The sequence below is a fragment of the Arthrobacter sp. B055-34 genome, assembly GCF_059090425.1.
Map to the genome: position 1 here is coordinate 12,124 of NZ_JBNHFQ010000007.1, position 24,695 is coordinate 36,818.

29 protein-coding genes are annotated in these 24,695 nt (G+C 64.8%); 14 read left to right on the forward strand and 15 right to left on the reverse strand.

Translation table 11 applies throughout. The features are described from left to right. Window positions 1-81 precede the first annotated feature (81 nt). The 4 genes from AC5RWO_RS13945 (at window position 82) to AC5RWO_RS13960 (ending at window position 3,307) form a co-directional block, all read left to right on the forward strand. Window positions 82-573 carry a hotdog fold thioesterase gene (locus tag AC5RWO_RS13945; protein ID WP_498732019.1) on the forward strand — a complete coding sequence of 164 codons (492 nt, stop codon included), beginning with the start codon at window positions 82-84 and terminating at the stop codon, window positions 571-573. A gap of 14 nt (window positions 574-587) precedes the next feature. After that, the gene (paaK, locus tag AC5RWO_RS13950; RefSeq protein WP_498732020.1) at window positions 588-1,928 is read left to right on the forward strand and encodes a phenylacetate--CoA ligase PaaK; all 1,341 of its coding nucleotides are present in this window, start codon (window positions 588-590) and stop codon (window positions 1,926-1,928) included. A 31-nt stretch (window positions 1,929-1,959) separates the two neighbouring features. After that, entirely contained in the window at window positions 1,960-2,589 is a 630-nt protein-coding gene (locus AC5RWO_RS13955) for a TetR/AcrR family transcriptional regulator (protein ID WP_498732021.1), read from the forward strand. Window positions 2,590-2,656: 67 nt separating this feature from the next. Beyond that, window positions 2,657-3,307 carry a nicotinamide mononucleotide transporter gene (locus AC5RWO_RS13960; RefSeq protein ID WP_498732022.1) on the forward strand — a complete coding sequence of 217 codons (651 nt, stop codon included), beginning with the start codon at window positions 2,657-2,659 and terminating at the stop codon, window positions 3,305-3,307. 30 nt (window positions 3,308-3,337) lie between these two features. Here AC5RWO_RS13960 and paaZ read toward each other — a convergent pair whose 3' ends face one another. Further along, entirely contained in the window at window positions 3,338-5,410 is a 2,073-nt protein-coding gene (gene paaZ, locus AC5RWO_RS13965) for a phenylacetic acid degradation bifunctional protein PaaZ (RefSeq protein WP_498732023.1), read from the reverse strand. A 164-nt stretch (window positions 5,411-5,574) separates the two neighbouring features. On the opposite strand from paaZ, the gene AC5RWO_RS13970 reads away from it, so the two are divergent. Next, window positions 5,575-6,009, forward strand: a complete 435-nt coding sequence (locus AC5RWO_RS13970) for a PaaI family thioesterase (protein WP_498732024.1) — start codon at window positions 5,575-5,577, stop codon at window positions 6,007-6,009. 103 nt (window positions 6,010-6,112) lie between these two features. On the opposite strand, the gene AC5RWO_RS13975 is transcribed toward AC5RWO_RS13970, so the two are convergent. The 3 genes from AC5RWO_RS13975 to AC5RWO_RS13985 form a co-directional block, all read right to left on the reverse strand. Continuing rightward, complete coding sequence (locus AC5RWO_RS13975) at window positions 6,113-6,253, reverse strand: hypothetical protein (RefSeq protein ID WP_498732025.1); 141 nt, start codon at window positions 6,251-6,253, stop codon at window positions 6,113-6,115. A gap of 66 nt (window positions 6,254-6,319) precedes the next feature. Then, window positions 6,320-7,033, reverse strand: a complete 714-nt coding sequence (locus tag AC5RWO_RS13980; protein WP_498732027.1) for a tyrosine-protein phosphatase — start codon at window positions 7,031-7,033, stop codon at window positions 6,320-6,322. 4 nt (window positions 7,034-7,037) lie between these two features. Then, window positions 7,038-7,649: a GNAT family N-acetyltransferase gene (locus AC5RWO_RS13985; protein ID WP_498732028.1), complete on the reverse strand. Its 612-nt coding sequence runs from the start codon at window positions 7,647-7,649 to the stop codon at window positions 7,038-7,040. 139 nt (window positions 7,650-7,788) lie between these two features. Between AC5RWO_RS13985 and AC5RWO_RS13990 the strand changes: the two genes are divergently transcribed. Next, window positions 7,789-8,703 carry an SGNH/GDSL hydrolase family protein gene (locus AC5RWO_RS13990; protein ID WP_498732029.1) on the forward strand — a complete coding sequence of 305 codons (915 nt, stop codon included), beginning with the start codon at window positions 7,789-7,791 and terminating at the stop codon, window positions 8,701-8,703. 96 nt (window positions 8,704-8,799) lie between these two features. Here the strand turns inward: AC5RWO_RS13990 and AC5RWO_RS13995 are convergent, their stop codons facing one another. From AC5RWO_RS13995 to AC5RWO_RS14015, 5 genes are all read right to left on the reverse strand, one after another. Then, window positions 8,800-9,663, reverse strand: a complete 864-nt coding sequence (locus AC5RWO_RS13995; RefSeq protein ID WP_498732030.1) for a 3-hydroxyacyl-CoA dehydrogenase family protein — start codon at window positions 9,661-9,663, stop codon at window positions 8,800-8,802. Window positions 9,664-9,668: 5 nt separating this feature from the next. Continuing rightward, the gene (locus AC5RWO_RS14000; protein WP_498732031.1) at window positions 9,669-10,472 is read right to left on the reverse strand and encodes an enoyl-CoA hydratase/isomerase family protein; all 804 of its coding nucleotides are present in this window, start codon (window positions 10,470-10,472) and stop codon (window positions 9,669-9,671) included. Further along, complete coding sequence (locus AC5RWO_RS14005) at window positions 10,472-11,683, reverse strand: thiolase family protein (protein WP_498732032.1); 1,212 nt, start codon at window positions 11,681-11,683, stop codon at window positions 10,472-10,474. The genes AC5RWO_RS14000 and AC5RWO_RS14005 overlap by 1 nt, the downstream gene beginning before the upstream one ends. A gap of 196 nt (window positions 11,684-11,879) precedes the next feature. Next, window positions 11,880-12,365 (reverse strand): SRPBCC family protein, encoded by a 486-nt coding sequence (locus tag AC5RWO_RS14010; RefSeq protein ID WP_498732033.1) that lies wholly within the window; start codon window positions 12,363-12,365, stop codon window positions 11,880-11,882. Window positions 12,366-12,374: 9 nt separating this feature from the next. Continuing rightward, window positions 12,375-12,836 carry an SRPBCC family protein gene (locus AC5RWO_RS14015; RefSeq protein ID WP_498732034.1) on the reverse strand — a complete coding sequence of 154 codons (462 nt, stop codon included), beginning with the start codon at window positions 12,834-12,836 and terminating at the stop codon, window positions 12,375-12,377. A gap of 188 nt (window positions 12,837-13,024) precedes the next feature. On the opposite strand from AC5RWO_RS14015, the gene AC5RWO_RS14020 reads away from it, so the two are divergent. The 4 genes from AC5RWO_RS14020 to AC5RWO_RS14035 all read left to right on the forward strand — a co-directional run bounded on the left by AC5RWO_RS14020 (window position 13,025) and on the right by AC5RWO_RS14035 (window position 16,619). Beyond that, the gene (locus AC5RWO_RS14020; protein ID WP_498732035.1) at window positions 13,025-13,462 is read left to right on the forward strand and encodes a VOC family protein; all 438 of its coding nucleotides are present in this window, start codon (window positions 13,025-13,027) and stop codon (window positions 13,460-13,462) included. Window positions 13,463-13,572: 110 nt separating this feature from the next. Further along, entirely contained in the window at window positions 13,573-14,511 is a 939-nt protein-coding gene (locus AC5RWO_RS14025; protein WP_498732322.1) for a 1,4-dihydroxy-2-naphthoyl-CoA synthase, read from the forward strand. 10 nt (window positions 14,512-14,521) lie between these two features. After that, window positions 14,522-15,637 (forward strand): AMP-binding protein, encoded by a 1,116-nt coding sequence (locus AC5RWO_RS14030; protein ID WP_498732036.1) that lies wholly within the window; start codon window positions 14,522-14,524, stop codon window positions 15,635-15,637. A 100-nt stretch (window positions 15,638-15,737) separates the two neighbouring features. Next, window positions 15,738-16,619, forward strand: coding sequence for a 1,4-dihydroxy-2-naphthoate polyprenyltransferase (locus tag AC5RWO_RS14035; RefSeq protein WP_498732037.1), 882 nt, complete (start codon window positions 15,738-15,740; stop codon window positions 16,617-16,619). A gap of 3 nt (window positions 16,620-16,622) precedes the next feature. Here the strand turns inward: AC5RWO_RS14035 and AC5RWO_RS14040 are convergent, their stop codons facing one another. Further along, entirely contained in the window at window positions 16,623-16,958 is a 336-nt protein-coding gene (locus AC5RWO_RS14040; protein ID WP_498732038.1) for a DUF4229 domain-containing protein, read from the reverse strand. 124 nt (window positions 16,959-17,082) lie between these two features. Here AC5RWO_RS14040 and AC5RWO_RS14045 point away from each other — a divergent pair, with 124 nt between their 5' ends. Continuing rightward, entirely contained in the window at window positions 17,083-17,484 is a 402-nt protein-coding gene (locus AC5RWO_RS14045; protein WP_498732039.1) for a PLD nuclease N-terminal domain-containing protein, read from the forward strand. Window positions 17,485-17,554: 70 nt separating this feature from the next. Next, window positions 17,555-17,926, forward strand: coding sequence for a ribosomal maturation YjgA family protein (locus tag AC5RWO_RS14050; RefSeq protein ID WP_498732324.1), 372 nt, complete (start codon window positions 17,555-17,557; stop codon window positions 17,924-17,926). Window positions 17,927-18,081: 155 nt separating this feature from the next. Here the strand turns inward: AC5RWO_RS14050 and ccsB are convergent, their stop codons facing one another. The 5 genes from ccsB to AC5RWO_RS14075 form a co-directional block, all read right to left on the reverse strand. Continuing rightward, window positions 18,082-19,116 (reverse strand): c-type cytochrome biogenesis protein CcsB, encoded by a 1,035-nt coding sequence (gene ccsB / locus AC5RWO_RS14055; protein ID WP_498732040.1) that lies wholly within the window; start codon window positions 19,114-19,116, stop codon window positions 18,082-18,084. Between the two features lie 12 nt (window positions 19,117-19,128). Continuing rightward, window positions 19,129-20,763 (reverse strand): cytochrome c biogenesis protein ResB, encoded by a 1,635-nt coding sequence (resB, locus tag AC5RWO_RS14060; protein WP_498732325.1) that lies wholly within the window; start codon window positions 20,761-20,763, stop codon window positions 19,129-19,131. A 128-nt stretch (window positions 20,764-20,891) separates the two neighbouring features. Then, entirely contained in the window at window positions 20,892-21,647 is a 756-nt protein-coding gene (locus AC5RWO_RS14065) for a cytochrome c biogenesis CcdA family protein (RefSeq protein ID WP_498732327.1), read from the reverse strand. Window positions 21,648-21,682: 35 nt separating this feature from the next. Next, on the reverse strand, window positions 21,683-22,297 hold the full coding sequence (locus AC5RWO_RS14070; RefSeq protein WP_498732041.1) for a TlpA family protein disulfide reductase: 615 nt from the start codon (window positions 22,295-22,297) through the stop codon (window positions 21,683-21,685). A gap of 54 nt (window positions 22,298-22,351) precedes the next feature. Continuing rightward, window positions 22,352-23,014 (reverse strand): histidine phosphatase family protein, encoded by a 663-nt coding sequence (locus AC5RWO_RS14075; RefSeq protein WP_498732042.1) that lies wholly within the window; start codon window positions 23,012-23,014, stop codon window positions 22,352-22,354. A gap of 124 nt (window positions 23,015-23,138) precedes the next feature. Here AC5RWO_RS14075 and AC5RWO_RS14080 point away from each other — a divergent pair, with 124 nt between their 5' ends. Further along, on the forward strand, window positions 23,139-23,684 hold the full coding sequence (locus AC5RWO_RS14080; protein WP_498732043.1) for a YceI family protein: 546 nt from the start codon (window positions 23,139-23,141) through the stop codon (window positions 23,682-23,684). A 191-nt stretch (window positions 23,685-23,875) separates the two neighbouring features. Beyond that, complete coding sequence (locus AC5RWO_RS14085; RefSeq protein ID WP_498732045.1) at window positions 23,876-24,694, forward strand: hypothetical protein; 819 nt, start codon at window positions 23,876-23,878, stop codon at window positions 24,692-24,694. Window position 24,695 lies beyond the last annotated feature (1 nt).

The window sequence follows — 24,695 nt, forward strand, 5'->3', positions numbered from 1 at the left end:
CTGCGGACCCGCATGACTTGACTTGACTCACAATTCAGGATTACCTAATGAACATTCGGTAAAGAACAACGAGGGGTGCACATGACGGAAATCGACGTCGACACCAACCTCGGCGGGCAGCCCGACAGCCCCGCCGCGGAGTCTGCTGCGCCCTTCCACCCTGCCTTCGTCAACGATCAGGCCGCCGCGTGGATGGGCGTGGAACTGGTTCGCGCGGAGTTCGGTGATGTTGTCATCCGGATGCGCTTGCGGGACGAGATGCTCAACGGCTTCGGCATGGCGCAGGGCGGCATGATCTTCGCCTTCGCCGACGTCGCCTTCGCACTGGCCTGCAACGATCCGCACGGTGACGGCAGCACCATTACCGTTGCCTCCGGCGTCGATGTTAATTTCATGAATCCGGGGTTTTCCGGCCGTCAACTGACCGCCACCGCCACCCTCGTCAACCAGACCGGCCGCAGCGGTCTGTACGACATCCGCGTGACCCAGGAGTCCGGAAGCGGCGAGGAAGTCCTCGCCGAGTTCCGCGGCAGATCGCGCACCGTACCCAACCCCGCCGCCCAAAAGCACTAGCAAGGACCTCCTTAATGACCACCACCACCGGAACGAAAGCCCGCAAGTCCACTCCGGCTGAGCCCGAGACCCTCGACCCCGAGGAGCTGATGAGCCGGGACGAACTCGAAGCCCTTCAGCTGACGCGCCTGCAGCACACCGTGGCCTACGCCTACGAACGCGTGCCGATGTACAAGAAGAAGTTCGACGACGCCGGCGTGCATCCGGAGGATCTGAAGGAACTGGCCGATCTGGCGAAGTTCCCGTACACGGACAAGGAAGACCTCCGTCAGTCCTACCCGTTCGGCATGTTCGCTGTTCCGCAGAACGAGGTCGCCCGCATCCACGCCTCGTCCGGCACCACCGGCCGGGCCACGGTGGTCGGCTACACCAAGGGCGACCTTGAACGCTGGGAGACGCTATTTGCCCGGTCGCTGCGCGCCTCCGGCGTCAAGAAGGGCTGGAAGGTCCACAACGCGTACGGTTACGGCCTCTTCACCGGCGGCCTCGGCGCCCACTACGGAGCCGAAAAGCTTGGCTGCACGGTTATCCCGATGTCCGGCGGCCAGACCGAAAAGCAGATCCAGCTGATCCAGGACTTCGAGCCGGACGCCATCCTCTGCACGCCCACCTACCTGCTGACTATCGTGGACGCCATGGAACGCAAGGGCCTGGACCCGCGCAAGACCTCGCTCAAGGTTGCCGTGCTCGGCGCCGAACCGTGGACCGAAGAAATGCGCCACGAGCTCGAAACCAAGCTCGACATCGATGCCTGCGACATCTACGGCCTCTCCGAAGTCATGGGCCCGGGCGTAGCCGGCGAGTGCATCGATTATAAGGACGGCTCCACGATCTGGGAGGACCACTTCCGCCCCGAGATCATCGATCCGACCACGGATGCAGTGCTGGCCGACGGCGAACACGGCGAGCTGGTGTTTACCTCGCTGACCAAGGAGGCCATGCCGGTCATCCGGTACCGCACCCACGACCTGACCCGGCTGCTGCCGGGCACGGGACGGGCGAACATGCGCCGGATCGGCCGGATCACCGGACGCAGCGACGACATGATCATCCTGCGCGGCGTGAACCTGTTCCCCACCCAGATCGAGGAAATCGCCCTGCGGATTCCGGGCCTGAGCCCGCATTTCCAGCTCGAGATCACCCGGCCGGACCGGATGGACGAACTGACCGTGAAGATCGAACGCCGCGATGACTGCACGGCCGAAACCGCCGCCGCGGCGGCCAAGGATCTGCAGAAGCAGATCAAGATCCACGTCGGCTCGAGCTGCCGGATCGACATCGTGGAACCGGGCTCCCTCGAGCGGTCCAACGGCAAGCTCCGCCGGATCTACGACCTGCGCAAGAGCGAAAGCTGACCGACCGAACGTTCATGGAAAGATAGTTGTCATGGTGAAGGCGAAAAATCCGGAAACAGCCCGGCGCGGACGTCCGGGATACGACCAGCAGTCGGTGCTGAGCGTAGCCGTAACCGTCTTCAACAAGCATGGCTACGAGGCGACCTCCATGGGCATCCTGGCGGAAAATCTCGGCATCTCCAAGAGCGCTATCTATCACCATGTTCCGTCGAAGGGCGATCTGCTGCGGCTGGCCTTGGAGGAGGCGCTGGGCTCGCTGGAAGCAATTCTGGAAGAGCCCGGTGCCTCAGCCGGGCGGGCGGATGACCGGCTGGAGTACGTGCTGCGGCGAACCATCGATGTCCTGACGGAGAAACTCCCCTACGTCACCCTGCTGCTGCGGCTGCGCGGGAACACCGAGGTGGAGCGCAACGCGCTGGAACGCCGCCGCGAATTCGACCACAAGGTCGCGGCCCTGATGGACGCGGCCCGCGAAGAGGGCAGCCTGCGCAACGATATCGATCCGCGCACCACCACCCGCCTGCTCTTCGGCACGATCAACTCCATCGTCGAGTGGTACAAGCCCGGTGGAAAGCTGACCTCGCAAAAGCTGGCCGATGACCTGATTTCCATGATGTTCGACGGCCTTCACCTGCCAACGGCTGCCCGCGTTATCGCCTAACCGGTCTCCCGCCCCTGACCCCTGAACTGTTAGGCTGGCAGCAACCAACCGGCGTCAGGGGGACGTTATGGACTGGTTCGCGGATTTTCCAGGGGAAACCGGACCGTATATATGGATATCGCTGGCGAATATGGGTCTCACCATTGCCGGCATTGCACTCTTTGCTTACAGGTTCCGATGGGCATGGCTGTTTCCCGTCGCCACCACTGTGGCTTTTCTTAGTCTCAGCCTCCAGGCCCAAGGCGTCCGGACCAGTTTCGGCCCGGTGCTCACGCTCGCGGTTTGTGTCTACGGCCAATGGCGCTGGCAGCTGTACAAGGACGGGACCACCGCCTCGATCCCGCTGCGGCGTGCCTACCCGGTGGAGTGGGGCATCGCGGCCGGACTGTTGGTCCTCTTCACTCTGATCACAGGTTTTGCCGGCTTCGAACTGCTGTCGTTCGTCGGCCCCGGATACGTCCTGAGCAGCCTGCTGTCGTCCCTGCCACTGGTGATGTACTTAGGGTTCGCGCACGGCATCTTCGAGTCCTGGTATGTCGGTGCCGCTTTCGGGGCCCTGAACCTAACCAGCCTGGCAGTGCTGGTCCCGGCCCCTCCTGCGGCATTCGTCTATACCGCCGTCGTCCTCGGTCTCTACTTGTTCGGACTGCTTAAATGGAAGGCGGCCCTGAATCATCAGGGCCGCCTTGCTCCAGTGGTTCACCCTGCCGGCAGTTGATACCGCCGACAGGAGCAACCGTAACCGCTGCTACTTTTCGACGAGCGTCAGCACGTCGTAGGTGGCAACGATCTCATCGTTCTGGTTGGTCAGGACTGCATCCCAGGCAACCTCGCCGTACTCGTCCGTTTCACGCGGCGTGATCCGCTTCGCGGTCAGCGTCACGCGTATGGAATCCCCCGCTGCGACCGGCGTGATGAAACGCAGGTTCTCCAGACCGTAGTTGGCCAGCACCGGCCCCGGCGCGGGCTCCACGAAGAGGCCGGCGCCCCAGGCCAGCAGCAGGTAGCCATGCGCCACGATGCCCGGGAAGAACGGATTGGCCTCCGCAGCTTCCTGATTGGTGTGCGCGTAGAACGTATCCCCGGTCTCGTTCGCGAAGGCCGTGATGTCCTCCAAGGTGACCTGCCGCAGTTCCGAGCGCAGTGCATCGCCGATCTTGAGTTCGGCGAGGCTCTTCCGGAAGGGGTGCACCTCGTCGAAATTGCGGTCGGCGCCGGTATGCCAGACACCGGTGATCGCCGTGAGCATGTTGGGCGAACCCTGGACCGCGGTGCGCTGCATGTGGTGCAGCACGGAACGGATACCGCCGAGTTCCTCGCCGCCGCCTGCACGTCCCGGGCCGCCGTGGACCAGGTGCGGCACCGGGGAGCCGTGGCCGGTTGAGGTGCGCGCGTCCTCGCGGTTGAGCACCAGCACGCGGCCGTGGTGGGCGGCGATTCCCGTCACCAACTTGCGCGCCGTCTCCGGGTCATTGGTGGCGACGGTGGCGACCAGCGAGCCTGAGCCCATGGCTGCGAGCCGGATGGCGTCATCCAGGTCCTTGTAGCCGATGACGGAGGAAACCGGCCCGAAGGCCTCGCGCGAGTGCACCGCTTCCGCCTCGGCGTCGGCAAATTTCAGCAGCACCGGGGACATAAACGCGCCGTCGTCGACGCCCCCCACGGTTCCGTCCTGGAGGGTGACCTTCGGCGAATCCAGCGTTCCGTACGCCAGTTCGCCGCCGGCGTCGAGCATTTCCTGAACTGCCGCGCGCACATCGGCAAGCTGCTCCAGCGAAGCGAGGGCGCCCATGGTCACGCCTTCGGCCCGTGGATCGCCGACGACAACCCGCTCCTCGATGCGCGCACGCACGGCGTCGATGACGTCCTGCACACGCTCCGTCGGGACGATGGTGCGGCGGATGGAGGTGCACTTCTGGCCGGCCTTGGCCGTCATTTCGGTGACCAGTGACTTGATGAAGGCATCGAACTCAGGGGTGCCCGGCACGGCGTCGGGACCCAGGATCGCGGCGTTCAAGGAGTCAGCTTCGGCCGTGAAGCGGATACCGCCTTGGGCGACATTCGGATGGGACTTCAGCAGGTTGGCCGTGGTTGCCGAACCGGTGAAGGAGACCGCGTCGCGGTAGTCAAGGTGATCCAGCATGTCCCGGGCGGAGCCGGAAATAAGCTGCAGGGAACCGGCCGGCAGAATGTTGGACTCGATGATGAGCTTGACCGCGGCAGCTGTGACGTAACCGGTGGGAGTGGCCGGTTTGACGATGGTGGGAACGCCCGCAATGAACGCCGGCGCGAACTTCTCGAGCATGCCCCAGACGGGAAAGTTGAACGCGTTGATCTGCACGGCCACACCCGGAATGCGGGTGTAGATGTGCTCGCCGATGAAGGAACCATCCTTGGCGAGCACCTCGGCCGGCCCGTCGATGACAACCTGGGAATTGGGCAGTTCACGCCGGCCCTTGGAGCCGAAAGTGAAAAGGACGCCGATGCCGCCGTCGATGTCGATCATGTTGTCGATCTTGGTGGCGCCCGAGCGGTGGGAGAGCTCGTAGAGGGCGTCACGGTGGCTGTTGAGGAACTGTGCCAGTTCCTTGAGTTTCAGCGCACGCTGGTGGAAGGTCAGCTTGCCCAATTCGGTCTGGCCGACGCTGCGGCCGTACCGGACCATTTCTGCCAGGTCCAGCCCGTCCGTACTTACCTGAGCCAGCACATCGCCTGTGCTGGCGTCACGGACCTCGGTGCCGGTTACCCCGGATTCCGGCGTCCACCAGGAGTCCCGGACGAAACTTGGCACAAATTCAACACCAACGGAGGTTGTGGTCATCGTTGACTGCCCTTTCCTTCTCTGGGGACGAATCGCAGTATCGTCCACAGTATCGACAAGCATCTGAACAACGCAGGATAAACAAACTGAACGGTCGTTCGGTAACATGTCTACACTACATGAATGCGTCCTAGGCCGACAGGACGGAAGGGTCAGGATCGACTATGCAGCCGGATATCAAGACAGAAACCGAGCAGGACCAGCCGTGGAAGATTGTCCTCGGTGAATTGGACGAGAAGATGGGCGTAAAGATTCTGGAAGAGTCCGCCCAGCGCGTGGTCGCCAGCATGCCGGTAGAGGGAAACAGACAGTCTTTCGGCCTGCTGCACGGCGGCGCCTCGCTGGCGTTTGGCGAGGCCATCGGGTCCTGGGCGGCCGTGATCCATGCCGGCAAGGGCCGCTCCGCCGTCGGCGTCGACGTCTCGGCCACGCATCACCGTTCAGCGCGCAGCGGTACGATCACTGGCGTGGCCACCGCGATCCATCTGGGCCGCACCACCACCAGCCATGAGGTCGTGATTTACGACGACGAGGAACGCCGGCTCTGCTCCATGCGCATCACCAACCTGATTCTGGACCGCCCCAAGCCCGGCGAATAGCCGCCTGCTACTCAGGAAAGACCAGTAAATAATCGAGTAGTGAAGATCCTCACTTCTCCATGGACTGGCCGGTAGTGTTTCAAGCACGAAGCCCGCACCGGCGTCAGCGGAGGCCCGGCAGACCGCCCAGCAGCAATGCTGACGGTAAAGCAGCCACCATCCGCGGACTCCAGCCCCGCACGTTCACAACGAACATGACGACGGCGGCGGGCGGACCGCCGAGGTGCAGCACCGTGTAACGCATCACTCCCTCGGCGGCGTTGGGGAAGGCCGCGGTGGCAGCTTGGGGAAGCTGCCACCGCCGCCAGAGTCAGTCCAGGTCCAGCCGGTTCCGCAGCTGCCGCAGCTCCGTCTCGCCCAGGCCGTTCCGCAACAGGTACTGCGCGGCGTCGAACCCCTCCGCGGCCGCCTCCACTGCCGCGCGGGTGTCTTCGATCCGCGCGGCCAGCTCCGGCCCGGAAAGGTACCGTTCGGTCGGATGCCGATAGGGACTAATGCGATGCCACTCATTGATGCCGCGCAGACCGAACTCGTAGTGGTCCGCAATAGTGCCCGCATCCGCGCCAAGGAGGTTCAGCAGCAGCATCGCGATGAGTCCGGTGCGGTCGCGTCCGGCCGAGCAATGAATGACGACGGCGCCCTCCGCCGCTGCGAGGGTCCGGGCTATCGCCGTGATCTTGTCCGGAAAGAGCCGGAGGTTGTCAAGGTAGGAACGCGGATGGCTCAGGTAGGGCCCGCTGAGCTCGCGGAACTCCGCGTGGTCGGGTTCTTCTGTCGGGCAGTTGAGCACGGCGAAGGGCGAGCGGACCTCGGCGGCGACCTCGGGATCCGTCTCGCGGCGTGAGCGCTCCCCCACGTTCCGCAAGTCGACCACGGTGCGCACGCCGTCGTCGTACATCTGGCGCCAGCCGGTTTCGGTCAACCATTCAGAACGGCCCATGCCGAAAATGTCGCCGGCGATCCGGCGCGCATTGACCGCGCCGTCCCACTCCATTGGGCGGATCCGCTCCAGCCGTGCCGTCATGCCCTCACCGGTTCCCTGCGTCGGGACGGACCTTGTCCAGCCGTGCCTGGAGCCCGAGCTTGACGATGGGCCACTCGGAATCGAGCACGGAGTAGACAACAGTGTCGCGCACGGTCCCGTCCGGCATTTTCGTGTGGTTGCGGAGCACGCCGTCCTGCTTCGCACCGAGCCGTTCGATGGCTTCGCGGGACTGGCGGTTCATCCAGTGGGTCCGGAACTCCACCGCTCGGCAGCCGAGCTTTTCGAAAGCGTGGGTCATCAGGAGCATCTTGCTGTCAGGGTTCGCTCCGGTCCCCTGCGCGCTGGCCCGCGTCCAGGTGTAGCCGATCTCCACGCGCGGAGTGTCCGTGTCGATGTTGCAGGAAGTGGTCATACCCAGGACGACGCCGTCGGAAAGCCGGCTGACGGTGAACGGCAGCATGGTCCCCTGGTCCTGTTTCTCCATCCGGCGCCGGATCTCCAGTTCCATGGTCTCCGGGGAGGGAATCCGCGTGTACCAGAGGTTCCACAGCTCGCCGTCGCGTACAGCATCCTCCAGTTCAGGCATGTGGCGCCTTCGCAAGGGCTGCAGTCGGACGTACTTGCCAGTCAGGGTCAGCGGCTCGAACAGTGGCATGGACTCATCTTAGGACCTTGGAAAAACCTTAGGATCCTGAACCTGCCGTCGGCCTTCACCGGCGTGTCAAAAAGATTCGCTCGGGCGACACGGAGTGAAACGTGCCACGTCGGCAGCGGCCGAGGGTACTTTGAGACGCATGAATGCTAACTTTCGCGGCCGTACCGGCCTGCCCAAGCGCCTGGGGGCGCTGACAGTTCTGGTTGCCGGTCTTGTAGCCGGGTCTGTCGCTGCACCTGCCTCCGCTCATGAGGATTCCGTTGATCTGGTCGTTCTCGGCGACTCCTACTCCGCCGGCCTCGGCGCCGGCACGCCCGCTCCGAGCACCGTTATCGATGATCCCAGGTGCTTGGTCACTTCCTCCGGATATGCCGACGCGCTTGCCGAGCGGCAGCGCGCTGTTGAACTCACCGCTAACGCCGCGTGCTCAGGTGCATGGGCCGGCAGCGGACCGTCCGAGCCGGTCAACGAGGACGTCCCCGATGTCCCGCAGCAGATTCAGCTCGCAACGAAAGATGGCCTGCTTGGATCCGGAACGGACCTCGTGACCCTGACAGCAGGAGGCAACGACGTCCAGTTCAGCCGCATCATCGGTGCCTGCATGACGCAGGATTTGTCGATCTGCAAGGCAACAGTGAAGCACGCCGAAGACGTAGCCAGGTACCAAGTCGCCACGGCGCTGGAAGACGACTACCAACTCATCAATGACTCAGCATCAAACGCGACCATCGTCGCACTCGGCTATCCGCACTTGTTCTCAACCGAAGGGGCCACGGCCTCGCCCCTGTCTCCCGAAGCCGCGAAAGTATTCAACGACGGCGTAGACGCCCTGAACAACATCATCAAGAGGACGGCCGAAGATTCAGAGGCCAAGGTCGTCTACGTGGATGTCACCAAGCGATTCCGAAATCACGGGATCGGGTCTTCAGAACCGTGGATCAACTTCGATCCCAACAACTTGGGGGACTACAACAACTTCCATCCGAATGAAAAAGGCTATGAGAAGGGCTACGCGAAAGTCCTGAAACCGGTAGTCCGTTCCTTGCGGCACTAGTAGGCCGCCGCAACAAAAGTATAAACAATCGCCCGCCGGAGAAGCTCTCCGGCGGGCGATTGTTTGCCTGCTTAGTTCGTGGCGGTTGGGACGTGCCTAGCTATCCCAGCTGAAGAAACCCTTGCCGCTCTTGCGGCCCAGCTCGCCCTTGGCCACCTTGTCGCGCAGGATCTGCGGCGGCGCAAAGCGCTCCCCCAGGGTGGAGTGCAGGTACTCGGCGATGCCCAGGCGGACGTCCAGGCCCACGATGTCCGTGGTCTTCAGGGGTCCCACGGGGTGCTTGTAGCCGAGCACCATGGCCGCATCGATGTCTTCCGCCGAGGCCACGCCCTCTTCAACCATGCGCATGGCTTCCAGGGCGATGGCCACACCCAGCCGCGAGGAAGCGAAGCCGGGGGCGTCATTGACGACGACGGCGGTCTTGCCCAGCGACTGGACCCATGACCGGGCTGCGGCGCCGAGTTCTTCCGAGGTCCCTTCGGCCAGCACTACCTCGACCAGCAGCGAAGCCGGTACCGGGTTGAAGAAGTGCAGTCCGCAGAAGTTGGCGGGCCGCTCGAGCTGTTCGGCGAGCTTGCCCACCGAGAGCGACGAGGTGTTGGTGGCCAGCCAGGCGTTCGGCGGCAACTGCGCTTCCACGGCTTTGAGCGCCGTCGACTTCAGTTCGAAGTCTTCCGGCACCGCTTCGACTACCAGACCGCAGCTGCGGAAGGAGTTGTAGTTGACCGAAACCGACAGCCGCTGGGTCAGCGCCTCAATGGTCTCGGTGGTGGTGCCCCGCTGCACGCTCTTGAGCAGCGCATCGGTGACCCGGCGGCGCGCGCCTTCGGCGGCGTCGTCGTCTCGTTCGACCACCACTACCTCGGCACCGGCGGTCAGGAAGGCGTGGGCGATGCCCGCACCCATGCGGCCGCCGCCGAGCACGCCTACTTTGCTAGGTACCGTATCTACTGTTTCCATGTGGCTTACTTGCTTTCTGTCTGCTTTTCCTTGGCCGCGCGCTTGGCAGCGCTCTTATCCAAGAACGCCTGCATGCGATCGAATTTGGCTTCGGATTCGAATAGGATTCCCTGCGCGATCGTGTCGATAACGGGATGGACTTCCCGTGGAGTGTGGAACACGCTCTTGGTGATCCGGACGGCCAGCGGGTCCTGGGCCCCGATCCGGTCCGCCAGCGCGTGGGCGGCGTCGATCAGGACGTCGGGCTCGTGGACCTCCGTGACTAGGTGCACCGCGAGGGCTTCCTGCGCACTGAGGATGCGGCCCGCCAGCAGGATTTCCTTGGCCAGCGGTTCGCCGACCAGCTCCTTCAGACGCCAGGTGGCTCCCGCGGCTGCCATGATGCCCAGATTGGTCTCGGGCTGGCCGATCTTCACGCTTGGCGTGGCAAGGCGGAAGTCCGCGGCGTAGGCCAGTTCCGCACCGCCGCCGAGGGCATAGCCGTCAAGGGCGGCGATGACCGGCATGGGCAGCTGGGCGATCCGGTTGAAGATGGTCGAGTTGATCCCGGCCAGGGCGTCCTCACGACGGCGTTCGCGCAGCTGCGCGATATCCGCACCTGAGGCGAAGATCCCCTTGCCGTTGACCTGCGTGCCGGAGAGGATCATGATCCGCGGCTGGCGCTCCAGCACCGCGCAGATGGCGTGCAGTTCATCGACCATGGCCTGGTCGATGGCGTTGCGGACCTCCGGCCGGTTCAGCTGGACATGGATCCGGTCTTCGCGCTCTTCGACCAGCAGGGTGAAGAATTCGTGCGCGTCGAACAGCATCAGACCCGCTCGATGATCATCGACGTGCCCTGGCCCACGCCCACGCACATGGTGGCCAGGCCGCGCTGGGCGTTCTCGCGTTCCATCCGGCCCAGCAGGGTCACCACCAGACGTGAGCCGCTGGAACCGAGCGGATGCCCCAAAGCGATGGCGCCGCCGTCGTTGTTCACGATGCTTTGGTCGATCTTCAGATCGCGCAGTACGGCCAGGGACTGCGTGGCGAATGCCTCGTTGAGTTCGACGGCGCCGAGGTCCTCGACGCTCCAGCCGGCCTTGTCCAGCACCTTGCGGGTGGCCGGAACCGGACCGACGCCCATGACTTCCGGGGCTACACCGGCGGAGGCGCCTTCCACAATGCGGGCACGTGGGGTCAGGCCGAACTTCTTCACGGCCGCCTCGGACGCCACGATGATCGCGGATGAGCCGTCGTTGAGGGAGCTGGAGTTTCCGGCGGTGACGACGCCGCCGGGCTTGATGATGGGCTTCAGGCCGGCGAGGACCTCCAGGCTGGTGCCCGGGCGCGGGCCCTCGTCCGTGTCGACGACGGAGGTGCCCTTGCGGCTCTTGACCGTGACGGGGACGATCTCGTCCTTCAGCCGGCCGCCCTCGATGGCCGCGATGGCCCGCTCGTGCGACTGCACGGCGAAGGCGTCAGCGTCCTCGCGGGAAATGCCGTAGACATCGGCGACCTCTTCCGCCGTCTCCGGCATGGAGTAGGTCATTTTGCCGTCGCGGGACAGGTCGCCCTTGGCGAAGCGCTCGTTGACGAACCGCCAGCCGATGGACGTGTCGAACTGCTCGCCGGGCTTGGCGAAGGCCTTCATCGGCTTCTCCTGCACCCAGGGCGCACGGCTCATCGACTCGACGCCGCCGGCCACGACAATGTCCGCGGCGCCGGCCTTGATCATGTGCGAGGCCATGATGATGGCGCTCAGCCCGGACGCGCAGAGGCGGTTGACGGTAATGCCGGGCACGTGATCCCCGTAGCCGGCCAGCAGCCAGGCCATGCGCGCAACGTTGCGGTTTTCCTCACCGGCACCGTTGGCGTTGCCGAAGATGACCTCGTCCACGGCATCCGGATCAACGCCCGCGCGGTGCACGGCTTCCTTGACCACGAGCGCGGCCAGATCGTCCGGGCGTACCGCGGACAGTGCGCCTCCATAGCGGCCAACCGGGGTACGGGCCCCGCCAATCAGGAATGCCTCAGCCATTGAATTTTCCCTCGCGCTCGAGTGTCTTGGATGACGATGTGCGGACGGTTCCGACGGATTTTGCCCGGCAGAAATTACCGACCGACCGTTCTATAAAGAATCCCACGCGCGCTGGCGAGGGTCAACTGAAGCCGCAGTCCAAGGCGTTACATGACACCGGGTGCTGACAACACAACGACGACGGCGGATGGCGTACTTACTGCCCGAGCGCCTGGCTGTAGTGCCGCACGAGTTCTTCAACGGACTGCCCCGCGTCGCCGGAACCATCGAGAAAAGTCGCCAACTGCTCGAGGCAGCCATGCCAGCCGGCAGCAACGTTGGCAACCATGGCCGGATCCTGAATGGTGTTCGTGAGCATCAGCAGACTGCCGCCGGCATCGGGCTGCAGCCGCCAGCGAAGCACTTCCTGGTCCCAGCTGAAGGCGAGCAGGTGCGGCGGATCCAGCTCCAGGACCTTGCCCTGGTCAGGTTCCTCGTCCGGGAAGCGGAATTCGATGACTCCGCCAACCCGCTGTTCCAACCGGACAGCACAAGGGAACCATGCCGAGAGTTCCGAGTCGTCGCTCAGCGCGCGCCACAGCCGCTCGATGTCCTGGCCGTACCGGCGGCGGAAACGCAACACCGGCCGGCCTTCCACCGTGCTGTCCAGACTGACATCCACCTTGAATTTTCCTGCCGTCATACTTCCTCCTCAGGCGCGGTTTTCGGCCTTGGCCGCGATGTCCTTCAAGTCCTGCGCCATCGCTTTACGCGCGGCGTTCATGCCGATCTTGCCGAACACGGCCATCATCAGCTTGGTCAGCGCGCCCGGGCGGGCTTGCTCGGCGCCGAAGAACATCGTCAGTTCCGTACCGCCCGGCACCGGGCGCAAGGTGAAGCGGGTGGTGTAGTCGGCGCCGCCGGACTGCGCCTTAACCGTGGTGGCATGGGGAGCCTGGGCGTCTGCAACCCACATCTCTTCGGTGGCTTCCTTCCCCATCATCTTCCGGGTTTCCCGCCAACGGAAGCCTTCGGTGTAGGGGCCGGGCGTGAGGACTTCCACCTTGGTCACGCCGGACAGCGTTCCCGCGGCTCCCTCAATATCCGTCAACACCTCCCACACGGCCTCCACCGGTGCGTTCACGTGCTGGGTCAGCTCCAGTTGATGCGCCATTGATTCCTCTGGTTTCTAACAGGTGTATCCGCGTTGGTCTGCCCAACACAGTAGCCCATGGGTCAGACAGGCACTGGGAAGGACGCGACCCGGCCGTCAACCAGCCGCAGTTCCGGTCCAGCCATTCGCGGACACGAACTGTCCTGAAGACTCTGGCGCACGGTTAGCCGGGAGCCTACCGTCGAAGCATGACCTACAACTTGCAGATAGTCGTGGATTGCGCCGATGCCCACACCCAGGCCGACTGGTGGGCCGAAACCTTGGGCTGGACGCTGGAGGAAACGGACCCGGAGTTCATCAAGGAGATGATCGCCCAGGGCCACGCCCGCGAGGAAGACACCGTCACGCATAACGGCAGGCTGGTTTGGCGGGCCGGTGCCGCCATCTCTCCGCCGGAGGAAAAGAACTTGCCCGACCGCCGGCGGATCCTCTTCCAGCCGGTCCCGGAACCGAAGACGGTGAAGAACAGGCTGCACTGGGACGTGCGCCTTGCCGGCGATGACAGGGACGAGGTCCGGGCGCGGCTTGAAGCCCGCGGTGCCAAGTTCCTGTACGACGCCCAGCAGGGACCGTACAGCTGGTACACCATGGCCGATCCGGAAGGCAACGAATTCTGCCTCACGTGACAGGCCGGTTTTGGGCCCAAGGCTAAACTCGCTATGTGAGCTTTGAGAATTCTGCCCCCGCGCCCGCCGCCGCCGCACCGGAAGCCAGCAACCACGCACAGGCCGCCGCCCTGCCCGCAAAGGTTTCGGATGTCTTCGACCCCGCCCACTGGCGCGAAGTATCCGGTTTCGATTTCCAGGACATGACGTACCACCGCCAGGTGGAACGGGACGCGTCCGGCGCCGTGCTGCGCGATCTGCCCACGGTGCGCATCGCCTTCAACCGGCCCGAGGTCCGCAATGCCTTCCGGCCCGGTACGGTGGACGAGCTTTACCGCGCACTGGACCACGCCCGGATGACGCCGGATGTGGCGACCGTCCTGCTGACCGGCAACGGCCCCTCCCCCAGGGACGGCGGGCACTCGTTCTGCTCCGGCGGCGACCAGCGGATCCGCGGCCGCGACGGCTACCGCTATGCCGACGGCGAGACGCAGGAAACCATTGACCCGGCCCGCGCCGGCCGGCTGCACATCCTCGAAGTCCAACGCCTGATGCGCACCATGCCCAAGGTGGTCATCGCCGTCGTTAATGGCTGGGCGGCCGGCGGCGGCCACAGCCTCCACGTGGTAGCGGACTTGACCATCGCCTCCCGTCAGCACGGAAAGTTCAAGCAGACCGATGCCACCGTCGGCAGTTTCGACGCCGGCTACGGCTCGGCGCTGCTGGCCCGCCAAATCGGCCAGAAGGCCGCCCGCGAGATCTTCTTCCTGGCCCGCGAGTATTCCGCCGAAGACATGGTCCGGATGGGTGCTGTGAACGAGGCCGTGGATCATGATCGGCTGGAGGAGACCGCGCTGGAGTACGCCGCGGATATCGCCCGGCAGTCGCCGCAGGCCATCCGCATGCTCAAGTTCGCGTTCAACCTCGCGGACGACGGGCTTGCCGGCCAGCAGGTCTTCGCCGGCGAGGCCACCCGGCTGGCCTACATGACGGATGAGGCAGTGGAGGGCAAGGAAGCCTTCCTGGAAAAGCGGGACCCCGACTGGTCCCGCTTCCCGCACTACTTCTAGGGTTGCCCGGATGAACATCGATCCGGCGCTGAAAGCGCTCTCGGCCGCGCTGGCAGGCGCGGGCCCCGCCGTCGAAATCGCACCCGATGGCACCCCCGAGCCGGTTGCCTCGGCGGGCCTGGCGCCGGAGACCGCAGCGGTAGTGCGGACCTCGGGTTCTACCGGCACGCCGAAGGCCACCATGCTGGGCGTTGATGCGCTGGCCGCGTCCTCGATGGCCACGGCCATGCGGCTGCAGGGCGAGGGCCAGTGGCTGCTGACGTTGAGCCCCAACTATGTGGCCGGCCTGCAGGTGCTCGTGCGTTCGCTCTATGCGGGCACCCGGCCCTGGGTAATGGACCTGTCGGACGGCTTCACCCCGGAGGCGTTCACCACGGCGGCCGGCGAGCTCACGGACAGGTTCCGGCTGGTCTCGCTGGTCCCCACCCAACTGCACAGGCTGCTCACCGACCCGTCCCCGGAGACGGTCCAGGTGCTGCGGCGCTTCGACACCATCCTGCTCGGCGGCGCCCGGATGCCCGACGACCTGCGCGCGGCGGCCCGGAAACATTCACTGCGGATTGTCCGCACCTACGGCATGAGCGAGACCTGCGGCGGCTGTGTTTACGACGGCGTCCCGCTGGACGGCGTGCAACTGCGGCTCGACGAGGGCCGGATCTCCATTGGCGGCGACGTGCTGGCCTCGGGATACCTGGACAATCCCGAGCTGACCGACGAACACTTCAGTACTGTGCCGGACACGGACGGCACCACCGGCCGCTGGTTCCTTACCGAGGACCTGGGTGAAATGCACGACGGCGTGCTGACCGTCAGCGGGCGGGCGGACGATGTGCTTATCACCGGTGGCGTCAAGATCTCCGCTGGCGCCGTCGCCTCGGCCGTCGAGACCGTCCCCGGGGTGGAGGCCGCCCTGGTGGCCGGTGTCGAGGACCCGGAGTGGGGCACCCGGGTGGGTGCCGCCGTCGTCGGTTCGGCCGACGATGAGCTGATCCGCCGGACGGTCCGCGAGGCGCTGGGGGCAGCCGCGGTGCCCCGCATCCTCGTGCGGCTGGACGCCCTGCCTCTGCTGGCCAATGGCAAGCCGGACCGGCTGGCCGTGGCGCGGGCGCTGCGCGAAGCCGGCTGATACGCGCACCCCGCCGGCGATAAGCGAGAATAGTTCACTGCGGCCGGCACCGGATCCGGTCCGCCGCCATCATTACCGTTCACGAAAGCAGGATCTTCACGTGGCTACAGTTGCCCAATGGATTGAAGGCGCACGTCCCCGCACACTGCCGATGGCGGCCGCCCCGGTCATCGTGGGCAGCGCCGCGGCCTTCGACCTCGAAGCCTTCGACCCCACGCGGGCTTTGCTGGCGCTGCTGATCGCCCTGCTGTTCCAGATTGGCGTCAACTATGCAAACGACTATTCGGATGGCATCCGCGGCACCGACGACGTCCGGGTAGGTCCCATCCGCCTGACCGCCTCCGGGGTGGCCTCGCCGAAGTCGGTGAAGTTCGCGGCCTTCGGCTGTTTCGGGCTGGCCTTGCTCGCCGGCCTGGCCCTGATTATTTTGTCCCAGACCTGGCCGCTGCTGCTGGTGGGGGCCGGTTGTGTCATTGCCGCATGGGGCTACACCGGCGGCAGCAACCCCTACGGCTACCGGGGCCTGGGCGAAGTTTTCGTGTTCCTGTTTTTCGGCATCGTGGCAACCATGGGCACCACGTACACCCAGGCCCTGCAGGTCAGCTGGGCTTCCTTCGTGGGCGCGGTGGGCACCGGGCTGATCGCCACGGCGCTGCTGATGGCCAACAACGTGCGGGACATCCCCACGGACCGCGAGGTCGGGAAGATCACGCTGGCCGTCCGGCTGGGCGACGAGGCCGCACGGATCAGCTACGTGATGATGCTGGCCGTTGCCATCCTGCTGCCGCTGGTCCTGGTCAACGAGCATCCGTGGATCCTGCTGGTGCTGCTGCTGGCCCCGGTGTGCCTGATGCCCAGCTGGGTCATGCTCAAGGGCAAGAAGCGCAAGGACCTGATCCCGGTGCTCAAACAGACCGGCATCATCAACCTGTGCTTCGCCGTCGCCTTCTCGCTGGGTCTCGCGCTGACCCGGCTGATGTAGCGGTCAGTCCGCCGTCGGCTTGTCTTCGGGCTTGGTGTCCTTGGGCTTGCGGTCCGCGTCCACCCGGAGCTCGCCGTAGCGGTCCACGGCCTCGTCTTCGGCCATCGCATCCGAGATCTCGGTTGAGGTTCGCAAGGGCTTGGCGTTGCCGGAGAACCGGTGCCGCAGGGACTCCGAGGCGGCGTCGCGCATTTCGCGGAAGAACAGGTACGTGATGCACCATCCGGCCACGGCAGCCACGAGGGCGGAGAAGATCAGGCCTACGCCGAGCCACATGCAGATGACGAAGATAACGGCAACAATACCCAGCCGCAGAGCGGTAAATTTCCAGAAAGCCACCACACAAGTTTACGCTGTCGGCGCCAGCCGGGCCTCCGGTCGCGCTCAGAGCGGAAAGCCTGCTGCACGGGCAGTGGCGACGCCCCGGCTCAACTACACTTAATGCATGGCCCGTGTCTACATAATGCTCGTTGTACTCGCAGTCGCAATCATTGTTTATGCGCTGATCGAGTGCATCCGCTCGCGGCCGCAAGAAGTCCGCAGCATCTCCAAACCGGGCTGGATCCTCACCATTATCCTGGTTCCGCTCATCGGCGCCCTGCTCTGGTTTGCCTTCGGGCGGCCGCGCGCTTCAAAACAGGCGCAGCAGGCCGCGCCGCGCCGGCCCATGGCTCCCGATGAGGACGTCGCGTTCCTGCGCAACCTGGACGTGCAGCGCCGGCAACGCCAGCGCGAGGAAGCGCTGAAAAAGCGCGAAGAGGAACTCAAGAAGCAGGCCAAGGACAAGGGCCGCGGCGGCACCAACCACAGCGGCACGAACCAGGTCAGCGAAGAGGATCCGGAAAATCCGAACACCCCGCGCTGACGGATTACGACGGCGGGCTCTCCTCGCCGGTGCCGCGCTAACCATCGCTGCGGGGCTGCTGGTCCGGTTCATCGGCAGCGGCACCTGGACCAACCACACGGGCGACGCGCTCTACGCGGTGCTGATCTACCTTCTGGCGGCCGTCGTGGTTCCGCGGATTCCGAGCGCGCTCATCGCAGCTGCCGCATTGGCGGTGTGCACCGCCGTCGAACTCCTCCAGCTTTCGCCCCTGCCCGCCGCACTCGGCGAAATCTTCCCGCCGGCGCGCCTGGTTTTCGGCACGACGTTCGGCATGCTGGACCTGGTTTCCTATGGAACAGGTGTGCTCGCAGCGGGTCTGCTGGACGCCGTGCTGCGCCGTCGTCTCGGCGGCCGACGTCCTGGCAGTCGGAGTCACAGCGGCGCAGTCCCCGCGGACGCCTCAGGTCAGAATGTGCCGTAGGTAGCGGTCCGGCGCGTCCAGATAGGTCATGGCCGGCGTCGAGCTGAAGGACAGGAGCGCGCCGCTTCCCGGGCACCCGCCAATTCAAGAAACGGGGCCTGCGCACTGGTTGTCCAGTGCGCAGGCCCCTTCAGATAGCTAGTGTAGCGGTCCGCTTACTGGATTCCGGAGTAGCTGTGCAGCCCGGAGAAGAAGACGTTCACTATGGTGAAGTTGAAGACCACGCAGAGGTAGCCGACGATGGACAGCCAGGCGGCCCGGGTTCCGGTCCAGCCGCGGGTGGCGCGGGCGTGCAGGTAGCCGGCGTAGACCACCCAGATCACGAAGGTCCAGACTTCCTTGGTGTCCCAGCCCCAGTAGCGGCCCCACGCCTTCTCGGCCCAGATCGCGCCCGCCATCAGGGTGAAGGTCCACAGCACGAACGCGATGGCGTTCACCCGGTAGGCAAAATTCTCCAGCGACAGCGCCGACGGCACGAGGCGCAGGAAGCCCATGCGCTCCGACTGCCCGGCACGGGCGCGGGCTTCCCGGTTGGCCTGCAGCAACTGCAGCACGGACATGGCGAAAGTCAGGGTGAACAAAGCGGAGGCGATCACGGCAATCGAGACGTGGATGATCAGCCAGTAACTCTGCAGCGCCGGCACCAGGTGGGCCACCGGCGTCGGGAATCCAATCGCAGCCGCGCACAGCATGATGACAACCAGGCCGATAACAAACGAGCCCAGAAAGCGTACGTCCTTGCGGGTGAGTACCAACAGGAATACGACGGCGACAACCAAGCCGCCGGTGGTGCAGAACTCGTACATGTTGCCCCACGGCACGCGGTGCGCCGCGATCGCCCGTGAGATCACGCCAGCCGCGTGGACCAGGGCAGCCACGATGGTAATGGCGACGCCAATACGAGCGGCAACACGGCGTTCCTTGGTGTAGACCATGGCTTCGTCAGCCGTCTCGACAGACGTGTCGGCTCCGGCATTTCCAGCGGACCCGGCTGCTACCTCACCGGCCGCCCCGGCCAGGACCTTCTGCTCGGACTGTTCGCGGGCCAGGCGGGATTCGACCGACCGGATGGTCTTGCTGGAGGTTGCCAGGTCCCAGCAGAAGGCAATGAACGCCACGGTGTATGCCATGGCAGCCAGCAGGATGAACAGCTCGCTGTACTGGCCGAGCGTCTCGTCAATGGAGGGCATTGGAGGGGATCCTTAGGAGTTCTTTACGCCGACGGCGCTTTTGTTATTGTCTGCCTGCTGGTCCTGGTTGGCCAGCCATTCCTTTTCGAAGAGCTTGCGCAGGGCCGCGGATTCGCCCTCCAGCCTGGGGTCTTCGCCGCGGGCCAGCAGTCCCCACTCAACCATGGTCCGGCCGTCCTCGTGGGTACCGGCACGGACCCAGACGCGGCGGCGGCCGATGAACAGGGAGGCGCTCAGGCCGATGATGGCGAGCGTCGAGAACACCAGCGCGCCGGCCTGGCCCGGGTCGTGGTCGATGTCCAGGGCGACGTAGCGCTTCAGTCCGTCGAAGGTGACGGTGCCCAGCCCGTCCGGCAGCTCGTAGCTTTCGTAAGCACCGAGGGAGAATTCGCCGGCCTCGTCCTCGCCGTCGCTCATCGACGTCAGGGTGGAGGTGTCGAGGACAAAGACGTTCTTCGGGTCGCCCTCGTCCAAGCCGAGGTCGCCGTAGTATCCGTTCAGGTACAGCCGCGGGTTGAACGGATCCGGGTCGCTGCCTACGGCCACGCCGTCGGAACCTTCCACCGCGGTGGGCAGGAAGAAGCCCACAAAGCCCAGCTGTTCCGGCTGGGCGTCCGGAACCTTGATGACCATGGTGGAGGTGTAGGCGCCGTCGTTGGGCACCGACACCACCGGACCCTGCAGCGCGATGTTGCCTTCGCCGTCGCGGATCGTCACGACCGGTGCATAACCGTTGCCGACCAGGTACACGCTCGTCCCGCCGATGGACAGCGGTTCATTGACCTTCAGCGTCTGCTGCTCCGGTTCCGCCTCGGGAGATTCCTTGGTAGTCAGGACGGCGGTGAAGTCCAGGGGCTGGCCGTAATGGGTGTCCGATTCACGGTCGAAGACCACGTCGAAGCTGTCCAGCTGCATCGAATACGGCTCCAGCTGGTCCTCGTGGAAATTGCTGCCTGGGGAGAAGTTGTCGTAGCCCACCAAAGTGTTGACGAAGGACTCGCCCTCGACGATGATCTTCTGCCCGCGGTAGCCGAACAGCCCGCCCACGGCCACGGAGACCAGGACACCGATCAGCGAGACGTGGAAGACCAGGTTGCCGATTTCCTTCAGGAAGCCCCGCTCGGCACCGACTGAAGGCATGGCGCCGTCCTTGCCGCGCACCTCCACCCGGTAACCGCGGCGCTTGAGCAGGCGGGCTGCATCGTCGACGGCGGATTCCCGCGTGACCTCCAGATCGGACGGCAGCGCCATCGAGCCGTATTCCGGCAGCCGGGAGAGCCGGCGCGGGGTCCGCGGCGGCTGGGAACGCATGGCCTTCCAGTGCTGGATGGCGCGCGGGACTACGCAGCCGATCAGGGAGATGAACAGCAGCAGATAGATCGCCGAGAACCAGACCGACGAGTAGACATCGAACAGCTGGAAACGGTCCAGCCAGGGGCCGGTTTCCGGGTTGTCAGTGATGTACTGGGTGACGACGGCGGGATTCGCCGGGCGCTGCGGGAACAGCGAGCCCGGCACCGCGGCGACGGCCAGCAGCAGCAGCAGGAACAGCGCGGTGCGCATGCTCGTCAACTGGGTCCACATCCAGCGCAAGGTGCCGACGAAACCCAAGGCGGGCAGGGCGACGTCGTTCTTCGCCGAAGGCATTTTGTCCTTCTTCGCCGGGCCCCAGCCGCGTGCGGCATCCGCCTTGCCGGCGGGTCCTGCCTGCTCCGTGCCCGGCGTCGGGGATGTCTCGGACGCGGGCTTCTCGGGAGTCTTAGGTGTTTCGCTCATCAGATGGGGAGCCTCACTTCATTTGCGAACCAGTCCTGCAATTGCGTTACCCAGGCTCCCCACATCCCGCTGGCCATCAGCACACCGAGAATCACCAGCAGTGCGCCGCCTGCCCGCTGCAGGAACAGCCGGTGCTTGCGGAAGAATGCCATGGCGCCCATGCCCCGCCGCACGCCGAGCGCGATCAGCAGGAACGGTATGCCGAGCCCCAGGCAGTAGACAAAGGCCAGGAAGGCGCCCTTGGTCGCATCGGCGCCGCCGGAATATGCCAGCGCCTGGACCGCCGAGAATGTAGGGCCGATGCACGGCGCCCAGCCCAGCCCGAAGGTCATCCCGAGGACCGGGGCGCCCCAGAGTCCGGCCGGCGGGCGGGAATGGATCTTGCGGTCGCGCTGGAACCAGGACAGTCCGCCCATGAAGATCACGCCCATCGCAATAACGACGACGCCGAGCGCCTGCGTAACCCACGCGGCTTCGGATCCCTTCAGCCAGGCTCCCAGTTGCCCGAACACCGCCCCGATGGCCACGAAGACAATGGAGAAGCCCAGCACAAACAGGCCGATGCCGGCGAGCATCCGGCCGCGCCGCTGGCGCTCCAGATCCACGCCGGTCAGTCCGGTGACGTAGCCGAGGTAGCCCGGCACCAGGGGCAGGACGCACGGGGACAGGAAAGACACCAGCCCCGCCAGCATCGCCACGGGGATGGCGAGCAGGACGGAGCCGTTCAGGACAGTATCGCCGAAGGCGCTGCCGATGCTCAGGGGGACGTAGGCCGCAGTCAGTTCCACGGTCAGGCGGCCGCTGTGTCTCTGATCAGCGCTTTCAGCGTGCCCTTGTCCGCGACGCCCAGGATGCGGGCAGCTACCCGGCCTTTCTTGTCGAGCACGAGCGTGGTGGGGACGGCCTGCGGCGGGACGTAGTTGGTCATCGCCAGCAGGATGCCGCCGTTTTTGTCATTAAAGCTGGGGTAGGTCACGCCGAAATTGCGCTCAAAGGCTTCGGCCGTTGCCTGTTCGTCGCGGATGTTCACGCCGTAGAACTGCGCCTCGTCGGCGAACTCCTCGCTCAAGGCCTGCAGGTCCGGGGCTTCCAGCCGGCACGGCGCACAGGCGGCGTACCAGAAGTTCAGCACGGTGACCTGGCCGGCAAAATCGGCGGCCTCCACGGTGGTGCCGTCGAAAAGCTTTCCGGACAGCTGGACCGGCTCGCCGCGGGTGGCGGCGTCGTATTCGGTCACCGAGCCGTCCCCGGCGATGTAGTTTTTGTTGTCGCCGGCGTTGGCCTGCTGGGCGAGGGAATCCTCCACGGTGCAGGCGGCCAGGGGCAGGGCAAAGACCAGTCCCGCACTAAGCTTCAGCAAGGAACGACGGTTGAACGGCTGGGGGGTTTGGGCAGTCACAATCACACTTTTCTTCGTGGGCTGGGAAGTATCCCACTTCTACAACGCGTAGTAATTCTATTACGCTCCCGGGATATTCGCCGCACCGGGCAAAAGGTCGGCGCTGGGCTCGCAGTATTCGACCCCGACGAGGCGTTCGCCGTCGAACTTCAGACTGGTTACCGAGGTCAAAGTACATTGCCGACGGCGGGGGTCATGCCACAGCCTGCGGTGTTCGGCTGCCAGCCGTGTCACCCAGATGGGCAGCTGATGGCTCACCAGCACTGCTTCGGCACCCTCTCCGCCGCGTTCGACGGCGGCGTGCCGGGCATCCTGTACCGCTTCCATGACCCGGGCGACCTGCCCGGCGTAGGGCTCGCCCCAGGACGGCAGCATCGGGTTGCGCAAATACCGCCAGTGCCGCGGATCCCGCAGGTGCCGCTTGACGTCCGAGAGTCCCTCGAAACGGTTCTCCGCCTCGATGATCCGCTCATCGGTCACGATTTCGAGCCCCAGCGCGACGGCAGTCGGCTGAGCGGTCTCCTGTGCGCGGGTAAGCGGCGAGGCCACCAGATAGCTGATCTTGGCTCCGTTTTCGGCCCGCTGGGCAAAGTAATCCGCCGCCCGCTGGGCCATCTCATGTCCAAGCTCGGAGAGACGGAAATTAGGCAGCCGGCCATAGAGGACGCGGTCCGGATTATGGACCTCGCCGTGGCGGAGTAAATGCACAGTGGATAGGGGCATGGTCTTAATTCTCTCAAAGTCAAAGGGATTGCCCAAAGCCGGAGGGCATGGCAAGAATGGGCACTGAGTGAAGATCTGCTGCTCAGCCCTGATGGAATCGTTTTTCCCACGTAAGGAGATCGTTATGACATTGCCCCAAGGCCTGGCTCAAGGCGTCTGGACTCTCGACCTGGCGCACAGCGAAATTGGTTTCACCGTCCGCCACGCCGGGATCAGCAAGGTCCGCGGCCGATTCACTGATGCCTCGGCCGAGGCCCGTGTTGGAGAGTCACTCGCCGAGTCCACGTTGCACGCCACGGTTAATACAGCCAGTTTCGAGTCCGGCGACGCCAACCGCGATGCCCATGTCAAGGGCTCTGACTTCTTCGATGTCGAGCAGTTCCCCGAGATGACCTTCGTCGCCACGGGCGTCGAAGGCGACGGCGAGGACTACACCGTTACCGGCGACCTGACGATCCGCGGCGTGACAAAGCCGGTGGAAGTCGAGGTGGAGTTCACGGGCGTGGCTGTCGATCCGTTCGGGGCGACCAGGGCCGGGTTCACCGGTGAAACCGAAATCAGTCGCAAGGAGTTCGGCCTGACCTGGAACGCGGCGCTGGAGGCCGGCGGCGTGTTGGTCAGCGACAAGGTGAAGATCAACCTGGATGCAGCGCTGGTCAAGCAGGCCTGAGCTGCCCGATCCGATGCATGGACTTTGCCCGGCCGGGACAGCTGTTCCGGCCGGGCAAAATCATCCTTCAGAGCTAGTCCCTGCCGGTATGTCTGCGCTGTAGGGTTGCAGTAGGAGCTGTCCTGTCCTGCCTTGTCAAAGCGGTACCGGCGGCTATCTGCAGTGTCGATCGACAGAAGAAGGATGCGACCATGTCCACTCCCGAAAACAATCCAACTCCGTCCGAGAAACCGGACCAGCAACCGGGACAGTCCGGCCAGAACGGCGACGTCGCACCCCGCTACGGACAGAACGCGCCCTACGGCCAGAACACACCGCAGTACGGGCAGAACCCTCCTTATGGCCAGAGCGCCCCCTACGGCCAGCAATCCGGGCAGCCCGGCCAGGCCAGCCCCTACGGACAGAATTCCCCCTATGGCCAGAACCAGCCGTACGGACAACAGCCCTATGGCCAAAGCACCCCGTCGCCATACGGGTACCAAAATGCACAGCCCGGCCAGTACAGCTACCCGAGCAGCCAGCCCCAAGGCGGTACAGGGAAGCCCGAGGCTCCTAAAGAAGTAATGATCGCCTTCTGGCTGATCATCGCGGCAGCCGTGCTTACCGCAATCAACACGATATTGATCCTGACTAATCTCGAATCGGAGTTGGAAGCGGCGTTCCGTGACCCTGCACTGCGGGACATGCTCGCACAGTCCGAGGGCGAAATCAGCCAGCAGGAACTCATGGATATGACAGCCGGATTCGCTGGCATCAGCGTCGTCATCGCTGCACTCATCGGCATTGGCCTTTACCTGATGGTGGCCTTCGGCGTGAAGGCCGGCAAGAACTGGGCCCGGATCACGGGAACTGTCTTCGCCGCGCTATCGCTGTTCTTCCTGATACCGTTCGGGCTTCAAACGCTGGTGGTCTTGCTGGGCATCGCCGCCATCGTGCTGCTGTTCATGCCGAACTCGAACAGCTTCTTCAAGGCAGTGGCCGCACGGAAGTTCGGCATTTACGGCCGCTGAC

Excerpts from the sequence above, each read along its gene's own strand:
- AC5RWO_RS13945 (WP_498732019.1), top strand. The coding sequence starts at position 82 with ATGACGGAAATCGACGTCGACACCAACCTCGGCGGGCAGCCCGACAGC.
- paaK (WP_498732020.1), top strand. The coding sequence starts at position 588 with ATGACCACCACCACCGGAACGAAAGCCCGCAAGTCCACTCCGGCTGAG.
- AC5RWO_RS13955 (WP_498732021.1), top strand. The coding sequence starts at position 1,960 with ATGGTGAAGGCGAAAAATCCGGAAACAGCCCGGCGCGGACGTCCGGGA.
- AC5RWO_RS13960 (WP_498732022.1), top strand. The coding sequence starts at position 2,657 with ATGGACTGGTTCGCGGATTTTCCAGGGGAAACCGGACCGTATATATGG.
- paaZ (WP_498732023.1), bottom strand. The coding sequence starts at position 5,410 with ATGACCACAACCTCCGTTGGTGTTGAATTTGTGCCAAGTTTCGTCCGG.
- AC5RWO_RS13970 (WP_498732024.1), top strand. The coding sequence starts at position 5,575 with ATGCAGCCGGATATCAAGACAGAAACCGAGCAGGACCAGCCGTGGAAG.
- AC5RWO_RS13975 (WP_498732025.1), bottom strand. The coding sequence starts at position 6,253 with ATGCGTTACACGGTGCTGCACCTCGGCGGTCCGCCCGCCGCCGTCGTC.
- AC5RWO_RS13980 (WP_498732027.1), bottom strand. The coding sequence starts at position 7,033 with ATGACGGCACGGCTGGAGCGGATCCGCCCAATGGAGTGGGACGGCGCG.
- AC5RWO_RS13985 (WP_498732028.1), bottom strand. The coding sequence starts at position 7,649 with ATGCCACTGTTCGAGCCGCTGACCCTGACTGGCAAGTACGTCCGACTG.
- AC5RWO_RS13990 (WP_498732029.1), top strand. The coding sequence starts at position 7,789 with ATGAATGCTAACTTTCGCGGCCGTACCGGCCTGCCCAAGCGCCTGGGG.
- AC5RWO_RS13995 (WP_498732030.1), bottom strand. The coding sequence starts at position 9,663 with ATGGAAACAGTAGATACGGTACCTAGCAAAGTAGGCGTGCTCGGCGGC.
- AC5RWO_RS14000 (WP_498732031.1), bottom strand. The coding sequence starts at position 10,472 with ATGCTGTTCGACGCGCACGAATTCTTCACCCTGCTGGTCGAAGAGCGC.
- AC5RWO_RS14005 (WP_498732032.1), bottom strand. The coding sequence starts at position 11,683 with ATGGCTGAGGCATTCCTGATTGGCGGGGCCCGTACCCCGGTTGGCCGC.
- AC5RWO_RS14010 (WP_498732033.1), bottom strand. The coding sequence starts at position 12,365 with ATGACGGCAGGAAAATTCAAGGTGGATGTCAGTCTGGACAGCACGGTG.
- AC5RWO_RS14015 (WP_498732034.1), bottom strand. The coding sequence starts at position 12,836 with ATGGCGCATCAACTGGAGCTGACCCAGCACGTGAACGCACCGGTGGAG.
- AC5RWO_RS14020 (WP_498732035.1), top strand. The coding sequence starts at position 13,025 with ATGACCTACAACTTGCAGATAGTCGTGGATTGCGCCGATGCCCACACC.
- AC5RWO_RS14030 (WP_498732036.1), top strand. The coding sequence starts at position 14,522 with ATGAACATCGATCCGGCGCTGAAAGCGCTCTCGGCCGCGCTGGCAGGC.
- AC5RWO_RS14045 (WP_498732039.1), top strand. The coding sequence starts at position 17,083 with ATGCTCGTTGTACTCGCAGTCGCAATCATTGTTTATGCGCTGATCGAG.
- ccsB (WP_498732040.1), bottom strand. The coding sequence starts at position 19,116 with ATGCCCTCCATTGACGAGACGCTCGGCCAGTACAGCGAGCTGTTCATC.
- resB (WP_498732325.1), bottom strand. The coding sequence starts at position 20,763 with ATGCCTTCGGCGAAGAACGACGTCGCCCTGCCCGCCTTGGGTTTCGTC.
- AC5RWO_RS14075 (WP_498732042.1), bottom strand. The coding sequence starts at position 23,014 with ATGCCCCTATCCACTGTGCATTTACTCCGCCACGGCGAGGTCCATAAT.
- AC5RWO_RS14080 (WP_498732043.1), top strand. The coding sequence starts at position 23,139 with ATGACATTGCCCCAAGGCCTGGCTCAAGGCGTCTGGACTCTCGACCTG.
- AC5RWO_RS14085 (WP_498732045.1), top strand. The coding sequence starts at position 23,876 with ATGTCCACTCCCGAAAACAATCCAACTCCGTCCGAGAAACCGGACCAG.